12 protein-coding genes and 1 pseudogene are annotated in these 18,129 nt (G+C 52.2%); 8 read left to right on the top strand and 5 right to left on the bottom strand.

The window, feature by feature from the left end; translation table 11 throughout:
* Positions 1-235: hypothetical protein (locus JIN87_RS28470; RefSeq protein WP_234033635.1), on the top strand; the 235-nt coding region annotated here is incomplete at its 5' end.
* A gap of 44 nt (positions 236-279) precedes the next feature.
* Here the strand turns inward: JIN87_RS28470 and JIN87_RS26430 are convergent.
* Positions 280-1,275 (bottom strand): NAD(P)-dependent oxidoreductase, encoded by a 996-nt coding sequence (locus tag JIN87_RS26430; RefSeq protein ID WP_200359425.1) that lies wholly within the window; start codon positions 1,273-1,275, stop codon positions 280-282.
* 31 nt (positions 1,276-1,306) lie between these two features.
* On the bottom strand, positions 1,307-2,299 hold the full coding sequence (locus JIN87_RS26425) for a Gfo/Idh/MocA family protein (RefSeq protein WP_200359423.1): 993 nt from the start codon (positions 2,297-2,299) through the stop codon (positions 1,307-1,309).
* Positions 2,300-2,424: 125 nt separating this feature from the next.
* On the opposite strand from JIN87_RS26425, the gene JIN87_RS26420 reads away from it, so the two are divergent.
* From JIN87_RS26420 to JIN87_RS26395, 5 genes and pseudogenes are all read left to right on the top strand, one after another.
* A complete protein-coding gene (locus JIN87_RS26420) occupies positions 2,425-3,198 on the top strand; it encodes a helix-turn-helix domain-containing protein (protein ID WP_200359421.1) in 774 nt (257 codons plus the stop codon).
* Positions 3,199-3,293: 95 nt separating this feature from the next.
* Positions 3,294-5,998, top strand: a pseudogene (gene galB, locus JIN87_RS28865) (beta-galactosidase GalB).
* Between the two features lie 270 nt (positions 5,999-6,268).
* Entirely contained in the window at positions 6,269-9,127 is a 2,859-nt protein-coding gene (locus tag JIN87_RS26405) for a nucleoside hydrolase-like domain-containing protein (protein ID WP_200359415.1), read from the top strand.
* Between the two features lie 19 nt (positions 9,128-9,146).
* The gene (locus JIN87_RS26400; RefSeq protein WP_200359413.1) at positions 9,147-10,994 is read left to right on the top strand and encodes a glycoside hydrolase family 9 protein; all 1,848 of its coding nucleotides are present in this window, start codon (positions 9,147-9,149) and stop codon (positions 10,992-10,994) included.
* Positions 10,995-11,040: 46 nt separating this feature from the next.
* Positions 11,041-11,817 (top strand): sugar phosphate isomerase/epimerase family protein, encoded by a 777-nt coding sequence (locus JIN87_RS26395; RefSeq protein ID WP_200359411.1) that lies wholly within the window; start codon positions 11,041-11,043, stop codon positions 11,815-11,817.
* Between the two features lie 344 nt (positions 11,818-12,161).
* Here the strand turns inward: JIN87_RS26395 and JIN87_RS26390 are convergent, their stop codons facing one another.
* Positions 12,162-13,259 carry a Gfo/Idh/MocA family protein gene (locus JIN87_RS26390; RefSeq protein ID WP_200359409.1) on the bottom strand — a complete coding sequence of 366 codons (1,098 nt, stop codon included), beginning with the start codon at positions 13,257-13,259 and terminating at the stop codon, positions 12,162-12,164.
* Positions 13,260-13,318: 59 nt separating this feature from the next.
* Complete coding sequence (locus tag JIN87_RS26385) at positions 13,319-14,335, bottom strand: LacI family DNA-binding transcriptional regulator (RefSeq protein WP_200359407.1); 1,017 nt, start codon at positions 14,333-14,335, stop codon at positions 13,319-13,321.
* A gap of 127 nt (positions 14,336-14,462) precedes the next feature.
* On the opposite strand from JIN87_RS26385, the gene JIN87_RS26380 reads away from it, so the two are divergent.
* Positions 14,463-15,500 carry a LacI family DNA-binding transcriptional regulator gene (locus JIN87_RS26380; protein WP_200359405.1) on the top strand — a complete coding sequence of 346 codons (1,038 nt, stop codon included), beginning with the start codon at positions 14,463-14,465 and terminating at the stop codon, positions 15,498-15,500.
* Positions 15,501-15,531: 31 nt separating this feature from the next.
* Here the strand turns inward: JIN87_RS26380 and JIN87_RS26375 are convergent, their stop codons facing one another.
* Positions 15,532-16,347 carry a sugar phosphate isomerase/epimerase family protein gene (locus JIN87_RS26375; protein WP_200359403.1) on the bottom strand — a complete coding sequence of 272 codons (816 nt, stop codon included), beginning with the start codon at positions 16,345-16,347 and terminating at the stop codon, positions 15,532-15,534.
* A gap of 363 nt (positions 16,348-16,710) precedes the next feature.
* On the opposite strand from JIN87_RS26375, the gene JIN87_RS26370 reads away from it, so the two are divergent.
* The gene (locus JIN87_RS26370) at positions 16,711-18,066 is read left to right on the top strand and encodes a GH1 family beta-glucosidase (RefSeq protein ID WP_200359401.1); all 1,356 of its coding nucleotides are present in this window, start codon (positions 16,711-16,713) and stop codon (positions 18,064-18,066) included.
* Positions 18,067-18,129 lie beyond the last annotated feature (63 nt).

Genomic DNA, 18,129 nt, shown 5'->3' with positions numbered 1-18,129 from the left:
TCTTTGCTGGTTCGAGCCCAAATCGAAGCAGCGCAAGGCTGCCAAAGCCTTGCGACACAAGTGTCGGATGGCTTTGGCGGACGCCGCGACCTTCGATTTGGGCCGAATCGCTTCGCGACAGGACTCATTTTTCGAGGAACTGCGTTCGCCAAATGGGACAGGGCCTCGGCCCAGCCGCCATTTGGCCGCCTTGTTCTTCGAAAAATGGGTTCCTGCCAGCTTTGAGCTCATGTAAAGACACGCCCTAACGTCTGCAACGGGTCCGGAGGAACTCTTCACTTACGCATCAAGCGATGGAATCATCGCCTCTACGATCGGATACTTCTGGGATTCACCTGCCAACACACGATCCATGTCCTCGATCAGCCAATCGATATTGCGCTCTACTGAAGCGATCACACCGCCCGCACGGTGGGGAGTCAGATACGCGTTTGGTAAACTGCGAAGCTTCGAGTCCGCCTCCAGCGGCTCGACTTCGAAAACATCCAAGGCGGCTTGCATATCGCCCTTCTCCAGCCGTTCCGCCAAAGCAGCATAGTCGACCAAGCTCGCACGAGCCACGTTCACGAAGAGCGAATCCTTCTGTAGCTTTCCGATGCGATCCGCATTAATGAGCTTATCCGTCCCATCGTTACTCGCCGCACAGAGAACAACCACTTCGCTCCCCTCCACAAGTTCATCCAAAGAAACAGATTGAGCCTCAAATTTGGATACAACTGCTTCCGGAACATAGGGATCGTACACATTCAGGGACACGCCAAATGGAGCGAGCAGCTCACCGAGTCGCTGGCCGACCTTTCCAAAACCGATGATTCCAACTGACGCTCCCGACAATTGGCGTTCGCGCACATCAATGTCGTCCGGAAAGGCTTCCACCCAGGATTCACTGGAGCTACGCATCGCTCCATGGTAGTCGGAGATGCGACGCAGCCCGTTTAAAATCAATCCTAAGGCCATTTCGGCTACCGCTGGCGAGAAACCTGAGCGCGAACACGAAAGCGGGATATTCCGCTTCAACGTACACGTCGCCCCTTTCTGCGACACATCGATTTGACCTATGTATTTAAATTCTCCCGACGCATCTAGAAGTTCATCATCAAGCACGGGCCAAGACCACATGATTACAGCATCCGCCCACTTGAGGTCTTCGGCAATCTCCTCAGCGGTGTTGTGAGAACGCTCCCTCACGTCGAAACGTTCCTTTAGTTTGGCAAAGCGAGGAGCAAGGTTGGCGTGGCTAAAAAATCCAGATGGCAAGTTGATTAGAAGATTCATGATTCGGTGTGTTTTGTGATTTAAATTTTGATTACGAATTCGCGGCCTGAAGGACTTGCTCAACGACTTGAATCGCACGCAAGCCATCACGGGCCGGACAGAGCGTCTGCTTCCCTTCCCGAATGCACTCGATGAAATGAGCACTTTCAGCAGCAAAGCTGTCGTCGTCTTCTACAATCGTTTCCGCAGCTCCATCTGGACCGTACAAAGTCGCTTTGTCCGCTTCCACCCACGGCTGTCCAGAGCATTGATATTCCAAGCTCGTTCCTCCACAGGCGACTTGGAAGTCACCAAAGAAACGCATATCCACTGCACAATTGCTGCCGGAGATAGTGGCGATCGCCCCTGTGGAGAATTTTAAAATCCCCGCACTAGTATCTTCGATGGAATAGTCATCACGCCCCTGATGAAGCTGGTTACTCAAAGCTCCCATAGCTGACTCAACGTCTCCATCGCACAAATACAAAGCCAGATCGTAGAGGTGAATCACTTGCTCGAACACTTGTCCACCGGAGCCCTTGATATCACGCCACCAAGGAGCGCCATCCATATTCACCCAGAATCGACCGCTGAAGAGAGTCGCCGGTCCCGCTTCACCACTTTCGATTTTCTTCTTAAGCAGCTGCACCGACTTGCGGAAACGCATCATGAAACCGACCTGACTGACTACTCCGGCCTTCTCAATCGCCTCGACCATAGAGCTCGCCTTTTCGGAGTCCAAGGCGATCGGCTTTTCGAGAAAGACGTGGATCCCCTTTGCAGCGACACTCTCGACTTCGCCATTGTGAACGAAAGGAGGGACACAAAAATAGACCGCATCCAGCGACAGATCAGCATCAAGCATTGCGTCAACCGTTTCGAATATAGAGGCCTCAAGCTCTAACTCAGTCGCCATCGCGTTGGCCAACTCTGAGTTGCAGTCGACGATTCCTACAATCTGGACACCCTCGATGTCCTTCAACCTAGCAGCGTGCATCTTAGCGATAAATCCGCTGCCCATGATTCCAACTCGTACCGTTTTCATCCCCCCAGACTAACAGAAACGACGTACGGGAAACATAGCTTGAGTTATGCAATACCTAGCATATCTTATGTTTTGTGGAAAATTTTATATATCGAGAACTCGCCTCGAGCAACCGAGGCCACACTATGGATTTCCAGCTCCACGCCTTTGGGATCCATGAACGTATGCCCACAGGTCTGCAGCACTATTCCTCAGGAATAAAGGAGTGGTTGTTCATCTTTTTCCACGATGAAGCACAAATTGGTACAGCAGAAGGCAGCGTTCACGTTTCCCCAAACAGCTTCGTAGTGTGGGAGCCTAAAACCGAGCAGATATACGGATCTCGAATCGTAGAATGGGATCACTCTTGGCTGCATGTACAAGGGACTGCGATCCCCACTTTCCTCGAAGAAAACAACCTTTCTCCCCGCACTCCGATCCCCTACCAACAAAGCAGCATAGCCGACGCTCTCATGCATCGCCTCTACCAAGAAGAGACCAAATGGTCCGTACCGGACTCGCGAATACAGAAGAATCACGTCGAAAACGCACTCATCGATATCGCCCGTGCAAGTACTAGCAAGCAAGAGATCGATCCCCGTCTCCAACGCGTCAAGAGAGCCATCGACTCCCAACCGCAACTTACCCCCACCCTCCAAGAGCTAGCGGATATCGCCAAACTCTCAGTGCCCCATCTTTGCGCCCAGTTCAAAAAAGCTTTCGGTCAAGCACCTGTCGCCTATTTGACGCATAGCAAAATCGAACGAGCTAAACACCTGCTTTCCACCCGCAAAGACAGCATCAGCGAAATCTCCGACGCTCTCGGCTACTCCGACCCCTTCCACTTCTCCCGAATGTTCAAACGCAAGATCGGTCTGAGCCCTCGCCAATGGAGAAGCGAGCAAACGACGCAGGGATGAGCCTCTCTCTAAACGGATTAACGTAGCGAGTGCATTTTACCTCATTGGCCAGTTTCTAGGGTTTCACGCAAAGCCCCTACGAAACTCGCCAAACCATGCACTTGCAAAGAACGCTACTCCTACTCGCCCTCGCAACTCTCCCCTTCCTTGCAGGGCACAGTCACGCTCGTGAACGCATCCTCATCAACGATGGCTGGCGTTTTATGAAATACGAATCTTTGGAGGATGCAGATGATCTCATCTACGACGTCCGTCCTGAAATCACAGACACCAAAGACGACAAGGATGCTGACACAGAGCCCACCGACGCGGTCGAGATCAATTCAAACCAAGATGTACTCAAGCCGTCCATTCCGCAAACGACTTCATAAAGTCACCACAAAATCGTCACCAACGCCCGGAAGGTAGCCCGGGTAGAGACTTTCCATTCGTCCAGCCCGGCTTCGACGATACGTCCTGGCAAGCCGTCACCCTCCCACACGACTGGGCGATTGCCGGTCCGTTTCAGGAAGGATGGGACAGTGAAGTTGGCGGTGGTATGGGACGCCTACCAAGTCCGGGAGTCGCTTGGTACCGCAAGAACCTGGAGCTGCCCAAATCCGATTCCGACAAGTCAATCTACCTCGATATCGACGGGGCTATGTCCTACGCCATGGTCTGGCTCAATGACCAGCTCGTCGGCGGCTGGCCCTACGGATACGCTTCCTTCCGCCTCGACCTCACTCCCTACGTGAACTTCGGCGGCCCAAATCAACTGGCTATCCGCCTCGACAACCCACCGCACTCCTCTCGCTGGTATCCAGGGGGCGGACTTTACCGGAACGTTTGGCTAACTAAGACCAACAAAGTACACATCGCTCAATGGGGCACCTATGTGACGACTCCGAAGGTTTCCGCCGAATCCGCAATCGTGGATCTGGAAGTCACGGTTGAGAACAACTCCAAGGATTCTGAAGAAGTAACGATTGAAAATGAGATCTACGAACTGGATGAATTCGGCAAACCTGCCGATAAGCCCGTAGCCTCCTTTCCAGAGAAAAGTCTCAGACTCCCAGCCAGCGAACGTGCGAAATCGCATAACTCCATTCAAATCGAATCCCCCAAACTCTGGGGCCCCTATCCTCAACAGCAGCCGAATCGCTATCTTGCCGTAAGCAAGATCATCCTTGGCGGTAAAACCATCGACCTCTACGAAACTAAATTTGGCATCCGCTCTTTAGACTTCGACAGCAAGCGTGGTTTGTTCGTCAACGGTGAGCACGTTTACATTCAAGGCGTAAACCAGCACCACGACCTCGGAGCCCTCGGTGCGGCCTTCAACACACGAGCGGCAAAGCGCCAACTAGAGCTCCTCCGGGAAATGGGCTGCAACGCGATTCGCATGGCCCACAATCCGCCTGCCAGCGAACTGTTGGAGCTATGCGACCGAATGGGCTTTCTCGTGGTGAATGAGATTTTCGACTGCTGGGAGCGAAAGAAGACACCTCTCGATTTCCACCTGATATTTCCGGATTGGAGCGAACCCGATCTCCGAGCGTTTATCCGACGAGACCGCAACCACCCTTCAAACATCATGTGGAGTGTAGGCAACGAAGTCGGCGAACAATACACCGGGAACGCTGGAGCTGCCGTAGCTCAGCGCCTCCACGACATCGTGAAAGAGGAAGACCCAACGCGTCCCACGGCAGCATCCTTCAACTACGCGAAACCTCATATGCCTATCACTGCCGTGATGGATACGGTGAGCCTCAACTACCAGGGCGAAGGCATCCGCAATGCCCCTGCCTACGCGCATCTGAAGGGGATCAATACAGCTCCCATGTATCCCCAGTTTCATGACACCTTTCCACAAAAGCTGATTTTGAGCTCCGAAAATGGGGCAGCCGTGAGCAGCCGCGGAGAGTACCTTTTCCCTGTGGCAAAGGGTATCAGCGCTCCAGTCGCAGAGGGAGCCGGCGGGAACGGCAAACACGGCTATGTGAGCTCCTACGAGCTCTACACCGCGCCTTTTGGTTCGTCCGCTGACAAAGTGCTCGGCTCTCTCGCTCGCCATCCATTTGTGGCAGGCGGATTCATCTGGAGCGGATGGGACTATCTCGGCGAGCCAACGCCCTACTACCTCTCTCGCAGCTCCTACTTCGGCGTGATCGATCTGGCCGGTTTCAAGAAGGACCGCTTCTATCTCTACCAAGCAGCCTGGCGACCAGACCACCCGATGGTTCATATCCTACCGCATTGGAACTGGCCAGACCGCAAGGGTAAGACCACCCCGGTGCACGTATTCACTTCTGGAGACGAAGTTGAGCTGTTCTTAAACGGAGAGTCACTTGGCAGAAAGAGGAAGGCGCAAAATGAATACCGCCTCCGTTGGGACAATGTAGCGTACACGCCGGGCACCCTGGAAGCGATCGCCTACAAGAACGGAAAACGATGGGCAAACTCAACAGTCACTACAACGGGCCCAGCCTCCCAGATCCACCTGCAAGCAGACCGATCCGTAATCACCGCCGACGGGCGAGACCTTTCATTCATCACGGTCGAACTCCGCGACGCCAACAATCAGCTCGTTCCCGATGCAAATACACCACTCAGCTTCACAATCTCTGGCCCCGGCGAAATCGTCGCCACCGATAATGGCGATCCGAGCAATCTCGTTTCTTTCACAAGCCATGAACGGACGGCCTTCAATGGGCTCTGTTTGGTAATCGTCAAAGCAAAGCCCGGACATCCTGGAGAGATAAGAATCCAAGCGAAAGCTGAAGGCTTCGGAACGTCCGAAACGATTATCAGAAGCCAGTGAGGTAGCGTCCATTGTCCTCAATGGACATAAAGCCTCTTCAACCCCCGTGTGCCCGCTAGGGACAGCGGGCTCTATCATTAAGAAGACGCCACACCGCTCGTTCTGCTGCCGTCGGTTATGCCCCAAATTTTAACGGTTTAACCTATAGAGCACGTTTACTTCTAGTACCGCTTGTTAGTTCCTCCCATACTTAAACCCTCTAACGCGTCAATCCAGTCCCTCCCTACTTTCCTCGGAACACACGGACAACAACGCTACAAAATGCACTCCATGAGACTCGCTACACGCCTACTCCTGTCTTTGGCATTTCTTCCCATCGTCAACGCCACCGCAAAACCTCGCCTAGCGGTCCTTACAGACATCGGGCAAGACCCTGACGACCTTCAGTCGCTCGTACGGCTCCTCCACTACGCCAACGAGTTCGACATCGAGGCGATCATCGCCACTGCCGACAACAACTACGAACACGAAGCAGCCGTCATTCGCGACGATCTCATTCACGACGCAATTGAACGGTATGGGAAGATCCTACCTAACCTTCGCCTTCATGACTCAAACTACCCTTCAGTCGAAACGCTCAAAAACGCTGTAAAGCCGGGAAACCCTTGGGGGGGAACCAAAGCCGAAGTTTTCAACACGATCGGCCCGAGCAAGGACACCGCTGGTTCCGAATACCTTATCGAGCTGATCGACCGTCAAGACGACCGTCCGCTAGACATCGCCATCTGGGGTGGAGCTTGCGATTTCGCTCAAGCCCTCTGGAAAGTCAGCGAAACACGAACATCCGCCGAGCTCGACACCTTCCTCTCCAAAATCCGCGTCTACTCCATCGGCAAGCAAGACTCCACCAACAACTGGGTACGTGACACCTTCCCTTCTTTGTTCTACGTTTTTGGATACAAGCGCGAAGGTGGCAGTTTCGATTCCGCCTACCGAGGACTCTTCCTGGGCGGAACCTACGAAACACTGAGCAAAGACTGGCTCTACGAGAATATAAAGTCCAACCACGGCCCTCTTGGAGAGCTTTACCCCGACAAAGCGTGGACCCAAGACAATCCTCACATGTGCATCAAGGAGGGCGACACGCCTTCCTTCTTCTACTTTCTGCAAAACGGACTCCAGGATCCCTCCTCGCCGGGATTTGGCGGCTGGGGTGGCCGCTACGGTTCGGTAGATCATTACTACCAAGACCTCTATGACAAGGTTGACGGTGTCACCAGTCATCGAGCTACCGTCTGGCGCTGGCGGGAACATTTCCAAAACGACTTTGCCGCCCGAGCTGATTGGGCCGTAAAAGCCGTCGCCGAAGCCAATCACCATCCACACGCCGTTCTTCAAGGTGACACCAGCAAAGCGATCATCACGCAAACCGCTCAAGTTGGAGAAACCGTCACGCTCTCAGCCAAAGGATCCTCAGATCCTGACGAAGACACTCTCCACTACAAATGGTGGGTCTACCAAGAAGCGAGCGATATCGACTCAACCCTCCCATTAAACAATGCCGACCAAGCAGTCGCTACAATCACTCTTCCTCAAACCGTATCAGGCAAGTCTATACACGTCATCCTCGAAGTCCGCGACAGCGGTTCCCCTTCTCTAGTCTCATACCGTCGCCTTATCCTGAACGTCGATACCGCAACGAGCTCAACTCCAGCACACATCACCACCGCTATCGAGCGTATAGAGTCCTCCATCCAAGCTCCACGAATTCCTGAGAACACCCTCGACCTGATAGAACTCAGCGGCCTTACGCCCGATTGGCAAGGCACCCACGATTTCCGCAATGCAATTCAAGGAGCCCTCGACACCTTGTCTAAACAAGGTGGTGGCACCCTACACCTTCGCCACCCGGAAGGCGCATGGACTTGGGTAAAACCGATCGTAATCTATCGAATCAAAGGTGGAATCGAGATCCACTCCAACACACGCCTCCTACTCGATAAATCGACCAAGCTCTTCTTCGAATGTTCTCCTGAAGACTACACTGACAACGGCAAGGGAGTCATTACACGCCACGAGGGAACAACCCTCTACGGACATCATCCCCTCATTCGTGCCTTCAACGCTACAGACGTCGCAATAGAAGCTGCAGCCGGTCACGGAGCCATGCCCGAGGTCACAGGCGATGGCCAAGCGTGGCTTCGCTGGCAAAACGAGATCGGCATGGGTGGACCAGAACATATTCGCGATGCAGGAAACGCAGGAACGCCGCTCATTGAACGAAAGTCTCCGCATCCAGAAAACTGGTACAGACGCCCTGCCATGCTCCAACTCTTCCTCTGCAAGCGAGTATTCGTCGACGGAATCAAATTCTCCGACGCCCCCTTCTGGGTGGTTCATCCTGTTTTCTCCGAGCAAGTCCACTTTCGCGGCCTACTCTTCGATGCTCAGAACGTCAACAATGACGGAATAGACGTCGATTCGTCCCGAAACGTCCTCATCGAGAATGTGGTCTTCAACAACCACGACGACAACGTGGTTCTTAAATCTGGCCGCGACCGCGAAGGACGCGAAGGAGTCGACATCAGAGGCACAGAACTCGATTCGCCAGAAATCAGCTCTTCTTACATCAAGAATGGCCGACTCGGCGGTCCGACCGAGGATGTGGTCGTCCGCCGCTGTGTATTCAAAGGACACTACGCCATCGCTGCCGGCAGCGAAATGTCAGGCGATGTTCGACGCATCTATGTCGTTGACAACGATTCGGTGCAAAGCATCAAAATGGCTGTATTCGTGAAATCCAGCCGCATCCGCGGGGGCACAGTGGAACAGCTCTACGTGCACGATCTTCGGGCAGAGGACGTCGGACAAGATGTGATCGCTCTTATCCCGAACTACGACGGCAATACCACGGCCCCACATTTTCCGATCTTCCGCGATATTCATCTCTCCAACATCCATATCGAGCGTGCAGCGAAAGGCATCACTATCGAGGGTTGGGCAGAAAGCCCGATTAGCAACATATCGATCAAGAATCTTACCATCGATAAGATAACCAAGGAGAACTCGGAATCCGTTAAACTCTCCGGCGTCGAAGGACTGACAATCAGTCGCTCGAACATTCAGGGAAAGAGCTACGACGGTAGTTACGATGTAGAAGCCTCAGCCGCACCAAAATCACGCAACTAAATCCTCCTGTTTTCACTCGATGTCCTCCGCTCCTCAACTCGCGCTCTCACACATTGGCTTCAAACCCAACTCACCGAAGAAGATAACACTCGTCCCTCAAGACGGGAATACCGACTTCCCGGAAACGATTCCCTTCTACATTCGGAAGAACGCCTACAACCTTCCCAGGGAAAAAAAGCTCCCTCCCGGAGCGGAACCCGGTTATCAGACACCATTCAACCTAGTATCCGGTCGGCTACTACTTGAGCAGGTCGATCCCGACCAGATATTCTTCACCGGAGAATTAAAACGCATCGAATCACGTTGGGGTACCTTTTGGCAGGGCGATTTCTCTGATTTCGAAACGGAAGGCACATATCAGATCGATACCGATTTCCAAACCTCAGTCCCCTTCCTTATCGGCGACTCTGTCTACGATCGTCTGCTACTCGGCTACCTTCGCTTTTTGAAGAGTCAACGCTGCGGGTGTTCAGTGTTTGGTGTACACCCTCTCTGTCACGCGGACGACGGAGTTCTGGAAGATGGAACTCCATTCGATGCCACCGGTGGATGGCATGATGCAGGCGACTCACGCAAATGGCTTTTCTTCATCCAGTACCATCTCGATTCCCTTGTGACCCTGCACGAGACCCATTTCGCAAACGGCGCTCCCGCCGATGCAGGTCCAGCGGCCGATGAGGTTCTCGATGAAATCCGCTGGGGTAATCGCTTCTTCCATAAGATGATCACCGAGGAAGGTCACGTTTACGAAGACGTAGCGGGCGGTATCTACCCTTCTGAAAACCTTACTTATCCAGAGGGCTGGTGGTTTGAGAATCACCCCGGGCTTAATGCTAACGGCAGTGATTGTCGCAACACAGACAATGTCCCGAACTCTGGCGATGAACGTCAGGTCCGAACAACCCTCAATCCGCTCGTCCAATTCGGCTTTGTTCACACCCAGTGCCTGACAGCAACCGTTCTTCCGGAGAACGAAGCCAGCAAATGTCTCGAGCTCGCCCAAAGAGCTTGGAAATACGGCAAAGCGAACGCCTGGGGTGACAAGCGTACCCTTTTCCACACCGCTCGACTTCGGGCAGCCCTCGAGCTTAAAAACATCGGAGTAGAGATCGTCTCCAACTCTGAGATTCTCGATATGCTTACTGAGCTCTTGGCCCGCCAAGAAACGAACTCTAGTGAGCTCATAAACGGCTACTTCTACGAGGAAAGCAAAGAAGACGCGTTCCGATCCATCGCCTTTGCAACGCATCCTCCCCTAGCCATTCTGAGAGCTTGGGAACTGCGTGACAATATCGACCTTCCCGCTGACATCATCTCTAAGTGCCAAGCATCCATCGAACGTTATTGCGATTTGTATCTGCTCGCAGACATGCAAAGCAATCCCTTCGAGCTTGTACCTTACGGAGTTTTCCTAAAACCAGACAAACCAGACTTCCAATCATTCCGACCTGCAGGATCCAATCGCTGGATACGTACATTCATGCCACCATTCAACAAGCTCGACATGGCTCACGGATTGAACGGTGTGATCGCTAGTCACGCACACACTCTCGCAAAGGCCGGCAAGTTTTTCAAGCGAACGGATTGGCAACAAGCGGCCCACAAGTGCATCCACTGGATGCTAGGGCACAACCCCAACAACGCCTCGCTATTCGACGGCATCGGCTACCGTCAGCCAATACCCTTCGGATTGGATACACCCCAAATTCCAGACGGAGCGCTCAACGGGTATATTGGAGACGTAGAGGACAAACCCTACTTGGAACAATCCACCGCTATCTGGTGGAGCACTCAAGAGTATTGGAGTTCTCCTTACATTCACATCACCAAAGCGATCTGCTATCTGCACAAGCAGTCACACGACTAAACCACCAAGTCCACTAAGCTTTAAAAAACAAACAACATCCATTCCAATGAAACTAGACCAAGTCGCAGCGATCACCTACACGATCAGAGATTTCATAAAAACAGAGAAAGGCTTCCGAGAGAGCTGTGAGAAGCTTGCAAAAATCGGGTTCCAAGCAGTCGAGCTAGCAGGAGTTCCCAACGATGAGATCTCCCCGGCAACCGCAGTCAGCATCTGTAATGAATACGGACTGAGAATCACCTCGGCCCACCTTGGGCTAGAAGATACGCTCGACGATCCAGAAACCGTTATCGAAAAAGCCAAACAGATCGGAGTCCGCCACATAGTCTACGCCTACCCGCATGATACCGATTTCGAGTCTACCGCGAGTATCCAAAAACTCATAGATCGACTCAACAATGCCGGTAAGACTTACAACGCTGCCGGTATCACTCTCCTCTATCACAATCACGCCTTAGAGTTTAAAAGGTATGATGGAAGAAGCATCCTTGAACAGATCTTCGCCGAAACGGACCCAACCGCGTTACAAGCGGAACTTGATACCTACTGGGTGCAGAGAGGTGGGAGTGATCCAGTAAAATGGTGCCAGAACATGAAGGGTCGCCTTCCTACTCTGCACCTCAAGGACATGACCGTATACGAAGGTAACGACTCAACTATGGGCGAGATCGGTTCCGGGAACCTGGATTTCAAAAGCATCATCGCCGCCGCAGAAGCAAGCGGCTGCTCGACATTCATCATCGAGCAAGACGTCTGCCCTGGCGATCCCTTCGATTCGCTCAAAAAGAGTTTCGACTACGCGAAAGCGAACCTCGTCGACTAACGAAACAGGAGGGCAACGCTCTGTCGTTGCCGCAAAAGTTTCATCTCATTCCGCACCTAAAGCGCTTTCTTTTGAATTGTCGTACTCTTCCTAAGATCGGAAGGTAGGGCGCCCTCGCCGTCTGCGTCCCGCCGCAACCTTGGCGAAGGAGGAAGGCCGCCGTGGAGCCTTGAACCTGCATTGCGGCTGACTGGGCCAGTCAGCCCTACCTCGCGCCTAGTCATAAGAAAAATGCTCTATCAACGGAGTTCAACGCAGCTTTAGCAACGATCCTTTAGACACAAAAATACCTGCTTAAAACAAGCAGGTATTCAGAAAGCCTCTTTGAAGTGCCGCGACCAGAACTACTGGGCCGCCACTTCAGAACGGATCGTGTTCACCGCCTCTAAACTAAATGGCTGAGGTTGCTCCGGTCGTGAGTCGATTTCAACCGCTTGCCCAGATGCCGCTGAATCAAAAACAGCGTGAAGCACCTCAAGAACATGGTACATCAACTCTCCACTCGCAAGTGGCTCACGCTTTTCTCTGAGAGCAAGCGCCATTTCGGCGACTCCCAAGCCACGCTTCAAGGTAACGTATCCATCCTCTTCTGACGGTACAATAGTCCCGGGATCGGTATAACTATCGAGGATGACATCACCGGTGTAGAAATTTGCATCGTTCAGAGTCAACTTCCCGCCCGTTCCCAGAACTTCGATACGCGGATAGTAACCGTGCACGTCTTGCGTAGCGATATAAGTGCTAGTCAATCCATTGCCAAACTCGAAAACGGCGCTCACTGTACTCGGATACTCGACATCAAAGGTTTCACCCGTAGCAGCATCAGTCTTGCTTGGAAAACGTTTCGGAGCTCGAGCACTCACCTTTTCAACTGGGCCAAACAGGTGAACCAAAGCTGCAACATAGTAGGGGCCGAGATCGAGATTCGCACCCTTGAAGACCTCATGGTAACGGCGATCTTCACGCAATGGAACAGTCACGACACAGTTCGCTGCAATGGCCTCACCAATCTTGCCCTCTTCGATCATTTTACGGCAAAGCTGAAGACCACCTCCCAAGAAGGTATCCGCAGCACCTGCGAGCAGGAGTCCCTTTTCCTTTGCGATCGAGAGCAGTTCACGAGCTTCAACAAGATCAACACTGAGTGGCTTCTCGGTGAAAAGGTGCTTCCCCGCGTTTAGAATCATTTTGCTCAACACATAGTGTGCGGGCGCAGGAGTCAAATTGAGTGCGATTTCAATCTCGTCAATGGCCAGCAACTCCTCCGTGGAGCATGCTTTAGGGATTCCATGCTCTTCCGCGAAAGCCCGCGTGTGTTCCGCATCTAGGTCAGAACAAGCGACGATCTCTACGCTTCCACTCAAATTTCCTTTGAGGTTCTCGATGTACGCAGGCGCGATCTTTCCGCAGCCAACGATTCCTACTTTAACTGGAAAATCCATATTACAATAAATCTTAATCTCTTCTTCTATTCAACGGACCCAAATCTGATCCTGTTAAACTAATCCAAAGACCGCCCATCCATCCAAGAGCCGGATACACTGCAGCAAACCGATTCCTGGCTGAGGCCTTTGTTTCCAACTCTCACAAGCTGGTCCAAACTATCGACTCCGACCTTTCCGACACGACGGGACACATCGGAAATTCCAGCAACAGCCCCATCCTTACGGGCAGTACGGAGGCTGACAAATCCGACTCCAGTGTTTTCAATCGCGCCAAAAACGTCGTCATCGTAAGCGATAACAACATCCAGGTTTTGCTCCTTAGCCCACTTTCCGAGATCAATCGAATCCTCATCCGATAGCATCAAGACAGGAGCGATTGCCTCAGATCCAAAACGTTTGCGCATCACACCCTCGAATGCTCCCTTCAGAACAAAATCCCGTTCCAAACTTAAGCTGTCACCCGATAATACAAGGCCGACGCGCTTGTAACCCTTTTCAAACACATTGTTTAGAGCGATGGAAAGCTCCGACCTTTCATCCGTATCGACACTGTTAATACCATTCACGTCCCGGTTCCCCCCAAGCATAACACACGAGAACCGTTGCCATGGAAACTGGTCCAAGTACGGGATGTTTCCTGAAACGTTGATAACCACCCCTTCAACTCCGCGATGATACAGAACGCGCGAGAGGGAGCTCAACTCACGTTCAGAAGCGACCTTGAAGCTTTCGAATCCATACCCTAGCTCATCCGCTCTTTCCTTCGCTCCAGATAACAAACACTCATCGTCAGGCTGCTCAGAGGAGGAATCCACTAAATCGATCATGGCCAGCATGCTCCCTTGCTGGGCCTGACGATTCCGCCAGCGGGACGCCGCAATCTTGGACAGGGACGGATCTGCACGGTAGCCCATCTCTTTCGCCAACTTGTTAATCCGGTCACGCGTTTCGTTCCGAATCTCCGGCATCCCTCTCAAAGCCATAGAGACAGTCGCCTTGGAAACGCCAGCTTGCCGAGCAATGTCAGCGATCGTTATCCGGCCATTGGAAATGCGCTCGTTTGTAGTAACCATATCTGGGGAGGTTTTGGGTTTCGTCCTGCCTATTCGAGGATCGCCCAAAGACTTCACAAATGGGTTCCCAGACACAATTGACACGTTATGCATACCGATGCATAACTATGCATCAAACTCTGGATAGATGGGAAAAGAGAAGAAAAATCCACTACAGCCAGTGACGATGGTCGACGTTGCGAAATTAGCCGGCGTCTCCCAGCCCACGGTATCTCGGGCACTGCGCAATGATCCTAGGATCTCCGAAGCAGTAAAGTCGAAGGTTAGAGAAGCGGCAGACAAACTGGACTACCGCCCCAATCCACTCGTATCCGCTCTTACATCACAAATCCGTGGCTATAGGCGATCACCTATTCACGCCACCATCTGCATTCTCCACTGCTTAGATAAGAACGACTTGAATGCCTATAACCCCTACTACGAAGGGGCAACACGCAGGGCTGCAGACCTTGGTTACGGAACAGATTTGATCAAGCTACACGAGTTAGACTTTTCGCTCTCTGCAGTAAATCGGGTTATTCGTGCCCGTTCTTTCCAGGGGATCCTGGTTCTCCCGGTCAGATCAGATTTCAGTCTGGAAGAACTCGATCTATCGCACATCGCCTCCGCTACGGTGGATCCAAGTTTACGCTCCCCAGATCTTCATCGTGCTTCTCCTGACTATTTTCAGAGCATGGAGCTAGCTCTCGACCAACTCGCCAGCCGGGGGTGCAAGCGGATTAGCTACTGCACTTGGGACGACGAACAAGCGAGAATCGGCTCACGCTGGATGGGCTCCTACCTTCGGTGGCACATGCTCAGAGGCATTAAGATGCAGCCATTCGTAAACAGTGAGTGGCAGACGAAACCATTTATTGAATACATAAGACGAGAAAAGCCGGACGCTATCGTCAGTAACTCGCTTTTCTACTACAACGCCTTGCTAAAACAGGGTATTCCAGTTCCTGATCAAATCTCATTTGCTAGCTTGGTAGCGGTCGATGGAAACTCTGCTATCGCGGGCATTGATCAACGGAGCGAACAGATCGCCGCAGCGGCAATCGATTTGGTCGTAAGTCAAATGTACCGAAACGAACACGGAATTCCAGATTTACCCAAGTCCGTTTCTATTCGAGGAAAATGGCTGGACGGAGCAACCGTGCCATTAAAACCGGAGATCGACTAGATCTGAGCCTCGTCGCGGCCAGACAACAAAACTAAACCATGCTCCGCGTCAGCTGCTTCTCGAGAGCCTTAGATTTAAGATTCTCAAAGCTCAGGGAAACACTTTCCCAAGCAGGCAAATCGCCCAACCGATCTTGCTCAACAACAAGCCATGAAGCGTTACATGTCTTAGCGGCGTCTAGGATACTGTCGACAGGGACGATCCCCTCTCCAACCTCGGTGAACTGAGCACTCTCACGATCTCCTTTCGCCTCAGAACAGCCCTCCTCCAGCCGCTTGAGATCCTTCATATGAAGGACGGAAATCCTTCTCGAATAGCGTTTGATGTACTCAACAGGATCCTGGCCCCCGAACAGGCACCAAGCAACGTCCAGATGCAAGTGCACCAACTCGGGATTAGTCGCGGACATTAACATATCCAAATAGCTCATACTACAGTCCGACGGATGAGCGAACTCATGGTCGTGATTGTGATAAGTGAGCATCATCCCGCGATCAACGCATGCCTGGCCAATTTTGTTATACAACTCAGCATCCTCACTGATCTCAGCGCTCGACTCAGCAGGTCCCCAAGCCATGCAAACTCTTTCTACCCCCATTGACTCTGCTTCATCCAACAAGGCTTCATTGCCGTCCTGAAAGCTATATTTCGTCGTGTGGTAGGCAATTGAGCTCATCCCTATTTCGGACATTCGCCCTTTGAATTCGGAGCCATCAACATCCAGTTTCTTGAGCAGCCCTTCGCCATGTTCGATACCTTCGTATCCAATTTCTCGCAAGCGAACAACCGTCCCGAAGAAGTCGTTTTCGAGGTCGTCTTTAACGATGCCGATCAATCCAATGTTCATGTGCGTATCCTTAGTCTAGCGGACTTACCGCTGGAGCAAAATTCTCGACAACACCCATCAAGGTCAAACGCCGCCTGACTGTTCCCGTTAAATCCAGTTCAATTTCCGAGTGGATAAAAGCGAAAGCTTGGAAAAGGTGACAACAGATTAACGAATTAAGTTTTGATCATTTTGAACCGCTTAACGCCTAACGGTTTAACCTCGCAACAACACTTTCTAAAATGAATTGCTGTCAGCCAGCGTACCTTCTCGAATTTAACTCATCGTTGAGGGCAAAACCGTCGACGGAAACCTCATACCAATCGCAGTAAAGGACTCAGTCGTGGAGGTCCAAGCGACTATCGGGCAAGAAAACACTCACAAATGAACAATTCTCAAACTTACACTTTTCCCAAGGGATTCGAATGGGGTACCGCCACATCAGCCTTTCAAATCGAAGGCGGCGGCAAGCAAGACGGACGTGGTCCCTCGGTCTGGGATACATTCTGCGAACAACCGGATCGTATTCGCGACGCAAGCACAGGTTTGGTCGCCTGCGACCACTATAACCGCTACAAGGAGGATGTCGCCCTTCTAAAGAGCCTCGGTATCCAAACCTACCGTTTCTCCCTTTCCTGGTCTCGCATTTTTCCCAATGGAGACTCCGAACTAAACGAAGCCGGAGCTGCCTTCTACGATCGACTCGTAGACGAGCTCCTCGCAGCTGGGATCAACCCCGCCGTCACCCTCTTCCACTGGGATCTACCTCAAGCTCTGGAGGACAAGTTCGGAGGATGGACGAGCCGTGAAACTTCAAAGCGACTCGGCGACTTCGCCGAGTGGGTGGGTAAACGCTTGGGCGATCGAGTTGACCGTTTCTTCACAATCAACGAGTTCTTCAATTTTACCGAGCGATGCTACGGAATCGGCCACTTCGCACCAGGTCGCGTAGAAAGCCGAAAAGTGATGAACCAAACCTGCCATAATGGTTTGCTCGGCCATGGTTACGCCCTGGCAGGACTTCGAGCCAGCGCACCAAAAGCACAGGTCGGTTTGGTTGAGAACATCAAACCATTCATCCCAGTCTTCGAAAGCGAGGAGAACATTCTGGCCGCGAGCAAAGCCTTTCGCGAAGAGAATGGTCGCTACATCACGCCAATCATGGAAGGAGCGTATCCAGATTCCTACCTTGAGGCGGAAGGTGAAGATGCCCCAACTGTCGAAGCCGGCGACTTCGACATTATCTCCGCTCCAACGGACTTCCTAGGCATGAACATCTATACCGGTGACTATGTCACCCACTCGGACGAGCCTAAAGGATACGAAATCATTAAGTTCCATGAAACCTATCCTTCGATGTCCGAGCCATGGATTCGCATCGTTCCGGATTCCCTCTACTGGGCACCACGCTTTTCAGCTGAACATTGGGGAGATCGACCAATGTACATCGCAGAGAGCGGATGTTCCGCCAGAGATTTCATCGACGAGAAAGGCCGAGTTATGGACATCGAACGTGTCCTCTACCTGCGTCAATATCTCAAAGGACTTCACCGAGCCACTTCCGAAGGGTACCCGGTCAAAGGCTACTACCTCTGGAGTATGATGGACAATTTCGAATGGTGCGACGGATACGATACTCGCTTCGGCATGGTGTATGTAGATTTCGATACACTGGAACGTACTCCAAAACTGAGCGCCAAATTCTACTCGGAAACCATCAGTCAAAACCGGATTGTCTAAGAGACAGTCCAATGTCTGTGGGAGCGTGCTTGTCACGCGATCGCAAGTTAACGTTTTCTGTTG

Origin of the sequence: Pelagicoccus mobilis (assembly GCF_016595505.1) — a bacterium.
Taxonomy (GTDB): Bacteria; Verrucomicrobiota; Verrucomicrobiia; order Opitutales; family Opitutaceae; genus Pelagicoccus; species Pelagicoccus mobilis.
Note: the sequence above shows the minus strand (reverse complement) of the source record. Positions and strands in the feature narration are given on the sequence as shown.